At 41.0% G+C, this 7,422-nt stretch carries 8 protein-coding genes; 3 read left to right on the top strand and 5 right to left on the bottom strand.

Going from position 1 to position 7,422, the window contains the following annotated elements:
* Positions 1-136: 136 nt before the first annotated feature.
* On the bottom strand, positions 137-667 hold the full coding sequence (locus tag N693_RS0100375) for a GNAT family N-acetyltransferase (RefSeq protein WP_025782817.1): 531 nt from the start codon (positions 665-667) through the stop codon (positions 137-139).
* Positions 668-960: 293 nt separating this feature from the next.
* Here N693_RS0100375 and N693_RS0100370 point away from each other — a divergent pair, with 293 nt between their 5' ends.
* Positions 961-2,061 (top strand): nitric oxide synthase oxygenase, encoded by a 1,101-nt coding sequence (locus tag N693_RS0100370; protein ID WP_025782816.1) that lies wholly within the window; start codon positions 961-963, stop codon positions 2,059-2,061.
* A 212-nt stretch (positions 2,062-2,273) separates the two neighbouring features.
* Here N693_RS0100370 and N693_RS0100360 read toward each other — a convergent pair whose 3' ends face one another.
* The 4 genes from N693_RS0100360 to N693_RS0100345 are packed head-to-tail and all read right to left on the bottom strand — an operon-like array spanning position 2,274 to position 5,516.
* Entirely contained in the window at positions 2,274-2,576 is a 303-nt protein-coding gene (locus N693_RS0100360; protein ID WP_025782815.1) for a PTS sugar transporter subunit IIB, read from the bottom strand.
* Positions 2,573-2,911 (bottom strand): PTS lactose/cellobiose transporter subunit IIA, encoded by a 339-nt coding sequence (locus tag N693_RS0100355; RefSeq protein ID WP_025782814.1) that lies wholly within the window; start codon positions 2,909-2,911, stop codon positions 2,573-2,575. Before N693_RS0100355 ends, N693_RS0100360 begins: the two co-directional genes overlap by 4 nt.
* A gap of 2 nt (positions 2,912-2,913) precedes the next feature.
* Entirely contained in the window at positions 2,914-4,203 is a 1,290-nt protein-coding gene (locus N693_RS0100350) for a PTS sugar transporter subunit IIC (protein ID WP_025782813.1), read from the bottom strand.
* Positions 4,200-5,516, bottom strand: coding sequence for a 6-phospho-beta-glucosidase (locus N693_RS0100345; RefSeq protein ID WP_025782812.1), 1,317 nt, complete (start codon positions 5,514-5,516; stop codon positions 4,200-4,202). The genes N693_RS0100350 and N693_RS0100345 overlap by 4 nt, the downstream gene beginning before the upstream one ends.
* Positions 5,517-5,812: 296 nt before the next feature.
* Between N693_RS0100345 and N693_RS0100340 the strand changes: the two genes are divergently transcribed.
* Both N693_RS0100340 and chbG read left to right on the top strand, forming a co-directional pair.
* Positions 5,813-6,541 carry a GntR family transcriptional regulator gene (locus tag N693_RS0100340; RefSeq protein ID WP_025782811.1) on the top strand — a complete coding sequence of 243 codons (729 nt, stop codon included), beginning with the start codon at positions 5,813-5,815 and terminating at the stop codon, positions 6,539-6,541.
* A gap of 26 nt (positions 6,542-6,567) precedes the next feature.
* Positions 6,568-7,269 carry a chitin disaccharide deacetylase gene (gene chbG, locus N693_RS0100335; protein WP_051508655.1) on the top strand — a complete coding sequence of 234 codons (702 nt, stop codon included), beginning with the start codon at positions 6,568-6,570 and terminating at the stop codon, positions 7,267-7,269.
* Positions 7,270-7,422 lie beyond the last annotated feature (153 nt).

The raw sequence follows: 7,422 nt of genomic DNA, 5'->3' as shown, positions 1-7,422 counted from the left end.
CGCTCGCAGCGGAAATCAACTCTGCATAGATAATTCTATTATAAAAGAAAAAGACTGTAGGCAAGCCCCATGATTTCTGGAGTTTGTCTACAGCCTGAATCTCCCACTTCAGTTGATAGTGGGAGATTTTTTGATTTTATAAGAAAAGTGCCATGGATAAGCTATCGTAATACTGTTCGCCATCATACGTGTCTTTGCAGAATACACCTTCCCGTTCAAATCCGAGTTTTTCATAAAGTGCAATGGCACGCTCGTTATCTGCACGTGTGACAAGCGTAATTTTTTCCGTTTGTCCATTATTTTTAGACCACTCAATCAGTGCATTCATCAGCACGCGGCCCAGTCCTTTTCCTGCGCGCGACTGGGAAATGACAATCCCAAGAGTTCCGACATGAAGGAACCTGTGTTTCGTACTAGAATCGATCGTACCGATTCCGACAATCTCCTCCCCCTCCAACATGAGCAGCATGCAGTTTCCAACGGATCCTTTCATATATTCTATGGATTGCGCTACTTCATCAACTGATTGAGGGTATTCATCCCGACCGAAAGACAGATAATCCGTCTCCCCGCCAACTATATTATAAAAACTAACAATACGTGCAGCATCTTCCGGTTGTGCATTCCGAATCACATTATTAACTACATACTTTGTTTGATCTGACATAAAAATTTCCTTCTTTCTAATTTATAAAGTTATCCCTGGAACACTTTAACTTTTACGACCGTCAGTGCCACCTTATTTTAATGTGTATCCGGTGTTTTCAAGGTGGATTGTAAACTATCGGTAAGTCGAAGTAAATACTCTTTTAATATCCTGACATGGGCTCTTCCATCTTACTAGTATACCGTAAATATGTTTTTTTGCTTTGCTTTTCATGAGTGATTCATCCCGACACAAAACGTTCAGCAATCACAAGTCCGTTCGATGATAGACTGAAAAGTAAGGAGTGGATCATTGTGCATGAACAGATCGAAGAACTTTACACGAAAGCCGCCGATTTCATTGAACGTTGTTATGGGGAATTAGGACTCCCTGCGGTTCAACAACAACAGCGACTTCAAGACATTAAAAACGAAATCCGGGTAAGCGGCACCTATACACACACCCCTACAGAACTGATGCATGGGGCGAAAATGGCCTGGCGCAACAGCAACCGTTGCATCGGTCGTCTGCTATGGGAAACACTTGAAGTGTTCGATAGACGAGACATCACAACAGCGGACGAAGCATTTGATGCATTACTGGACCATATTCGCTTCGCTACGAATGATGGCGATATCCGTTCGACTATTACCGTTTTTCCACCACGTAAACAAGGGCGAGATCCGATTCGAATCTGGAATCACCAGCTGATTCGGTATGCAGGTTATGAAGTGGACGGGAACGTTGTGGGAGATTCCGCGAATCGTGCCATGACAAAAACGTGCGAGTCTCTCGGTTGGCAAGGGGCTCACACTTCGTACGACATCCTACCGCTCATTATCCAAGAAGACGGACACCTTCCTAAATTGTACAAGTTACCGGATGGCTTAGTGAAAGAGGTCCCAATCAGCCACCCGGACATCCCGGGTTTCGAGGCGCTTGGCGTCAAATGGCATGCTGTACCGATTATTTCTGACATGCGACTTGAAATCGGAGGTATCGACTATCCGATGGCACCTTTCAACGGCTGGTACATGGGAACTGAAATCGGAGCGCGGAACCTTGCGGACGAAGACCGATACAACCTACTGCCGGTGATAGCAAAACAGATGGGACTTGCAACAAACTCGAACCGCTCACTCTGGATCGACAAAGCACTTGTGGAACTGAACATCGCCGTCCTGCATTCTTTTCATCAGTCTGGCGTTACACTCATCGACCATCACACAGCAGCCAAACAATTTAAAGCATTTGAAAAAAAGGAGAATAGTGCAGGACGCCCTGTCACCGGTAACTGGACTTGGCTCATTCCGCCCGTCTCCCCCGCCACGACGCATATTTTCCATAAGCCGTACCGCAATGATATCGTGACACCAAATTTCTTTCATCAGGCAAGTCCACTGGATGAAGAATAGAGAATACGTTTTTTCATGCGCCTGTGCACCAATCGTTTGTGCGCAGGTGTTTCATCATCACATATCCAGTTCAACAAACACTTTCGCATCAGAACTCTCACGTTTCCCAATCACCTTCATCTGTACATCTAGTTCCATTGCTTCCATACCAAAAAATACTAAGCCGCCGAATGAATCGGCTGCTTAGCATAGGGTGTACAGGATTTCTTATATTAACCTTTTAACTCAATTGCCTGATCTAACACTTTGTCACCTTTCATCATTCCGTAAGCTAACTGATTGATGATGTCTACCTTTATACCTTGAGGTTCCAATTGTTGTTTTATTTTCTTTTCCAAGTATCTGACTTGTGGACCAATCAGGACTACATCCAGGTTTTCCAAGTTATTTTTCAATTGAGATTCAGCAACTGCACTGATCTCTACATCTAAGTTTCTTGCTTCTGCTGAATCTCTCATTTTTTTCACTAACATAGATGTCGACATTCCCGCAGAACAAACTAGAATGATTTTCATCTTTTTCCCTCCTCAATCATCTGCATCCTTTCGTACATATCAATCATCTCATTCGCCAACTCTTTAACCGTCATCGCTGTCATCAGATGATCTTGAGCATGCACTAAAATGACTGTCACAGGATTTTCAACACCATTCGCTTCAGCCTGCAAGAGCTTCGTCTGGTAGTTATGGGCTTCCGTGAATTCCTTATCCGCTTCTTCTATCTTTTTTCGAGCTTCTTCAAATTCATAGGATTTCGCTAAGGCAATGGCTTCCATTGAACTGGATCTAGCATTCCCTGCGTGTAAAATAATTGTAAAAGATAGCATTTGAATTTCTTCTATCGTGTGCATTCTTATTCTCTCCCCACTTGCTGTTTTAACGCTCTTACCCCTACCATAACAAATGGAATGTACATGATCGTCGCAACCGCGAAGTTAAATAATTGCAATACAATCCCTCTCCAGCTTCCACCCGTCACTAAGTAACCACTTAAAATTGGTGGAGTAGTCCACGGAATAATTGCTACTGTCTTTGGCACTAATCCTGTAGCTAAGGCAAAATAAGACGTAATCGTTAAAGTAACCGGAACTAGAATGAATGGAATAAGCATAGCCGGATTCAGTACGATAGGTAATCCAAAGATGACAGGCTCGTTAATATTGAACAATGATGCAGGAGCAGAAAGTTTACCAACCTCTCGATAAGGGTGGTTTTTCTCTCTTCGAATTACGATAAAAATTGCTGCTATCAATGCGATCGTCGTTCCAGATCCTCCCATGAAAACAAAGGAGTCAAGAAATGGTTTTGTAACCGTGTAAGGAACATCATATGCAGAGACACCACTACTGAATAACTCTAAGTTCTTCTGAATTAACGGAAGATACAATGGTTCCATAACCGATCCAATGATATTGGTGCCATGTAATCCAAAGAACCAAAGTAAATGATTTAAAAATGCGATTAAAATAGCTGCCGGTAACGTATTACCAAGTCCTTGCAATGGTTCTTGAATTACTTGGAAAATCACTTCAAATACACTAATTTCTGCGAAGACACTCATAAGAGCTTGGAAACAACCTACTAATATCAGAATAATAGTAGCAGGGATCAATGCTTTAAACGACCGTGCAACCCCTTCTGGAACACCTTCTGGCATTTTAATCGTCCATCTCGAGTTCACTAAAACTCGGAATAGTTCTGTCAACACAAGGGCTAGGACGATGGCTACAAATAACCCTTGAGAGCCCAACCAAGCAAAGTTCAATCCCCAATCTTCAGTTACAGGAACAAGCATGATATAAGATGCTGCGGAGATGAGCCCTGCCGATAAACCATCTATCTCATAAGACTTAGCTAAGCTATAGGCGATTGAAAAAGCTACTAACAATCCTAAGACAGCAAAAGTTCCATTCCAGATACTGCCCCCAACTGCTTGCCAATTCCCTTCACCTAATATACCATTCATCCATTCAACAAAACTGAAAGAACCTAATGGTGGAAAGTTATTTATTAAGATAGCAAAGGAACCAATAATAATAAGTGGCATGATCGCGACAAATCCATCACGGATGGCTACAAGATGGCGCTGTGCTCCAATACGTCCAGCGATTTCAATGAACTTTTCCATGAATCTACCTTTCATTCCAATTCCCCCTTGAATTGTGGTAAGTACTCTTTATGCGCTACTAGTAGCTCATCAAGTACCGTTTTACTTCCCTTCTCATCACGTATAAGTGGGTTCATGAGCATGGCAACATATGCATCATGATAATCACCTGAGATACCTGCTTGAATAACAAGTTCTTCAAATGCTTTCATCTCGTAAACGATTCCTTTGATAACTGATGGTAGAGGCCCAACTGAAATTGGCTCTGGCCCATTTTCAGTGATCACGCTGTTCACTTCAATTACAGCATCACTCGGCAAATCCGGAATCGCCCCATTATTAAAGGTATTCACCGTTTGAATGTCCTTTCGATTATTATAAATGGAATCCATTAGGCTACATGCGACATCACTATAAAAAGCGCCCCCACGCTCTTCAAGTTCTTTCGGTTTGTCTACCAATTCAGGGTTCATATAGAGTTCAAATAGCGATTTCTCCAACTCTTGAACTTTTTCAGCACGTGTACCATGTTCGTTGAATGCTTGAATATCCTTCTTCAGGACATCTTTTGTCTGGAAGTAATATTGATGATACGGATTAGGCAACAGCTTTGTTGCGTCAATAAACGTACTAGACCATCCTAAATCCACAATATTAGCTGGAGAATAATCCAAGCCCTGTTTTAGTTTGTTCAATACATCTTCAGTCCGATCAATCCCGTTGACCGTGACCTTTCTTCCAAAAACAAAATGATTCATGCCGATGAATTCAATTTCCACATCACTTGGTGACACATCCAAAATCTCAGCGCTGGAATGTCGCATGTTAAATGGAATATTACATACACCAATCACTTTCTTATGTGCGGAATACTTTAACAGCGCTTCAGTAATCATTCCTGCAGGATTCGTAAAGTTGATCATCCATGCGTCTGGGCAGATTTGATGGATATCTTCCGCCATTTCCATCATGGTGGGAATCGTCCGAAATGCTTTAAAGATTCCTCCTGCTCCATTCGTTTCCTGTCCAATGAAACCATGACTTAACGGGATCCGTTCATCTTTCGCTCTTGCTTCTAAACCACCAACACGGATTTGTGTAGACACAAAATTCGCTCCTACAAGAGCTTCTTTTCTATCCAATGTCCAAGATACGTTTATAGGCTTACCAGATTTCAAAATCATTCTCTTTGAAAGCTCACCAACAATCCGTAATTTCTCCTTCCCCTCTTCAATATCTACTAATACAATGTCTGTTACGGGAAACGATTCATGACGACGAATAATCCCCTCGATGATTTCAGGTGTGTAGCTCGATCCTCCACCGATGATAACGATTTTTAAGTTCATGTTAAAAGCTCCTTTACTGCAAATGTGAAAGCGGTTGCAAAATATGATTACGGATAAAATCACTAGACTTTTAAATCTCCACATATACTTCAGTGGAGATATCCAAATACATACTTCAACAGAACACTTATGAATTGTTACTACTTTCTGATTCTTTAAAGTAAATGTATCATACATTTAAAAACTTGTATATAACAATAATTCATATTATTCAAATGTAGTAACATATATTCCAAATTTGTTATTGTATCTTTAATCTTGTACACTTTAGACATCATCAATGAAGGAGCATTGCAATGGAAAAAAACCAAGCACTTCATGCGTACATTAAAGAAGATTTACTGAATCGTATTAAGTCTGGCACTTATCAAGTAGGCGACAGAATCCCTACAGAGTTGGAGTTATGTAAAGATTTCGATGTCAGTAGAACAACAGTTAGAACAGCACTTAAACAACTAACTATTGAGGGATATCTTGTCCGTAAACAAGGAAACGGGACTTTTGTTGCGGAACATAAAGTAAAACAAACCCTTTCACACACAGTGAAACGGTATAGTGATCAAATCGCAATCCAAGGTAAAAAAGCAGAAATCTCAGTCGTCAGTATTCAAGTAATCCCTGCGACTGAGCTACTAACAAAAGTTCTTCACGTCTCCATCAATGATCCTATTCAATGTATTGAGCGGGTTAGAAAAGCGAATGGTGAACCTACACAATTTGAAATTGCTTATATTCCATGGAAATTAGCGCCTGGCATTACAAAAGAACACGCTGAGTCATCTTTATATGAAACACTCAAAACAAACTATCATTTACAGATTGCTAAGACAACAGAGCACGTTGAAATTGCATTTCCCGACGATCGAGTGGCTCACATCTTAAAATATAAGGAAGGCTTGCCATGCTTCTATATTGAAACAGTGGCCGAGGATGTAGAAGGAAATGTATTTGAATACTCACGCTCCTATTTCAGAGGAGACAAAACGAATTTTGTCATTAGTCGTAATTACTTAGAGGAAGAGTGATTTGTAAAAACTAGGAGGGATTGCGGGTGAAAGTACTATTTAACGCAGATGATTTCGGATTAACAAAAGGCGTAACGGATGGAATTATTCACTCCCATACAAACGGTGTTGTTCAGTCAACAACGTTAATGATGAATGGACTTGCAACGGAATATGCCGTTGAAAAAGCGAAAATGTTGCCCTCCTTACATGTAGGCATCCATCTCGTACTCACCTTTGGAAAACCCTTAAGTGAACACGTGCCAACGCTCGTCAATGAACAAGGTGTCTTTCGCTATACGAATGCTTTTCTAAAAATGGAGCCTCCTAATCTTGAAGAGGTAGAGAAAGAATGGCGTGCTCAACTGGATGCGTTTCTTTCGACAGGTTTACATTTGCACCACATCGACAGTCACCACCACGTTCATGGCTGGGACATTTTTAAAGAACTGATCGTAAAGCTATCGAACGAGTACCAAGTCCCCGTCCGCTATACGGATTCCTTAAAAAACTATCCTGATATCCTGTTGACCGACTCTCTATGGTTGGATTTTTACGAAGATGGAGCCAATGAAGATCTCTTTTCTCGCCTAAAAAGCCTTGAAAGTAAGTCTGTTGAAATAATGACCCACCCTGCCATCGTTGACTTAGATTTAAGATCCGTTAGCTCTTATCAAGACAAAAGAGAAGATGAACTCAATATATTGTGCAATATGGAAATCCCCGAATGGGTAGAGATGATGCAGTAGGATTTGAACCATTTTTGGTGAATTTTACTTTCACATTTATTTCGATCATCCAATGTAGCACACCTTATCTTTCCTAAAACAATTCAATCATCAGATTCTTCTTATTGCAACGTATGAAAGTTGAAAAAAATAAAAAATACCCGGTCCGCAGTG

It is taken from the genome of Sporosarcina sp. D27, assembly GCF_000586555.1.
Lineage (GTDB): Bacteria > Bacillota > Bacilli > Bacillales_A > Planococcaceae > Sporosarcina.
Note: the sequence above shows the minus strand (reverse complement) of the source record. Positions and strands in the feature narration are given on the sequence as shown.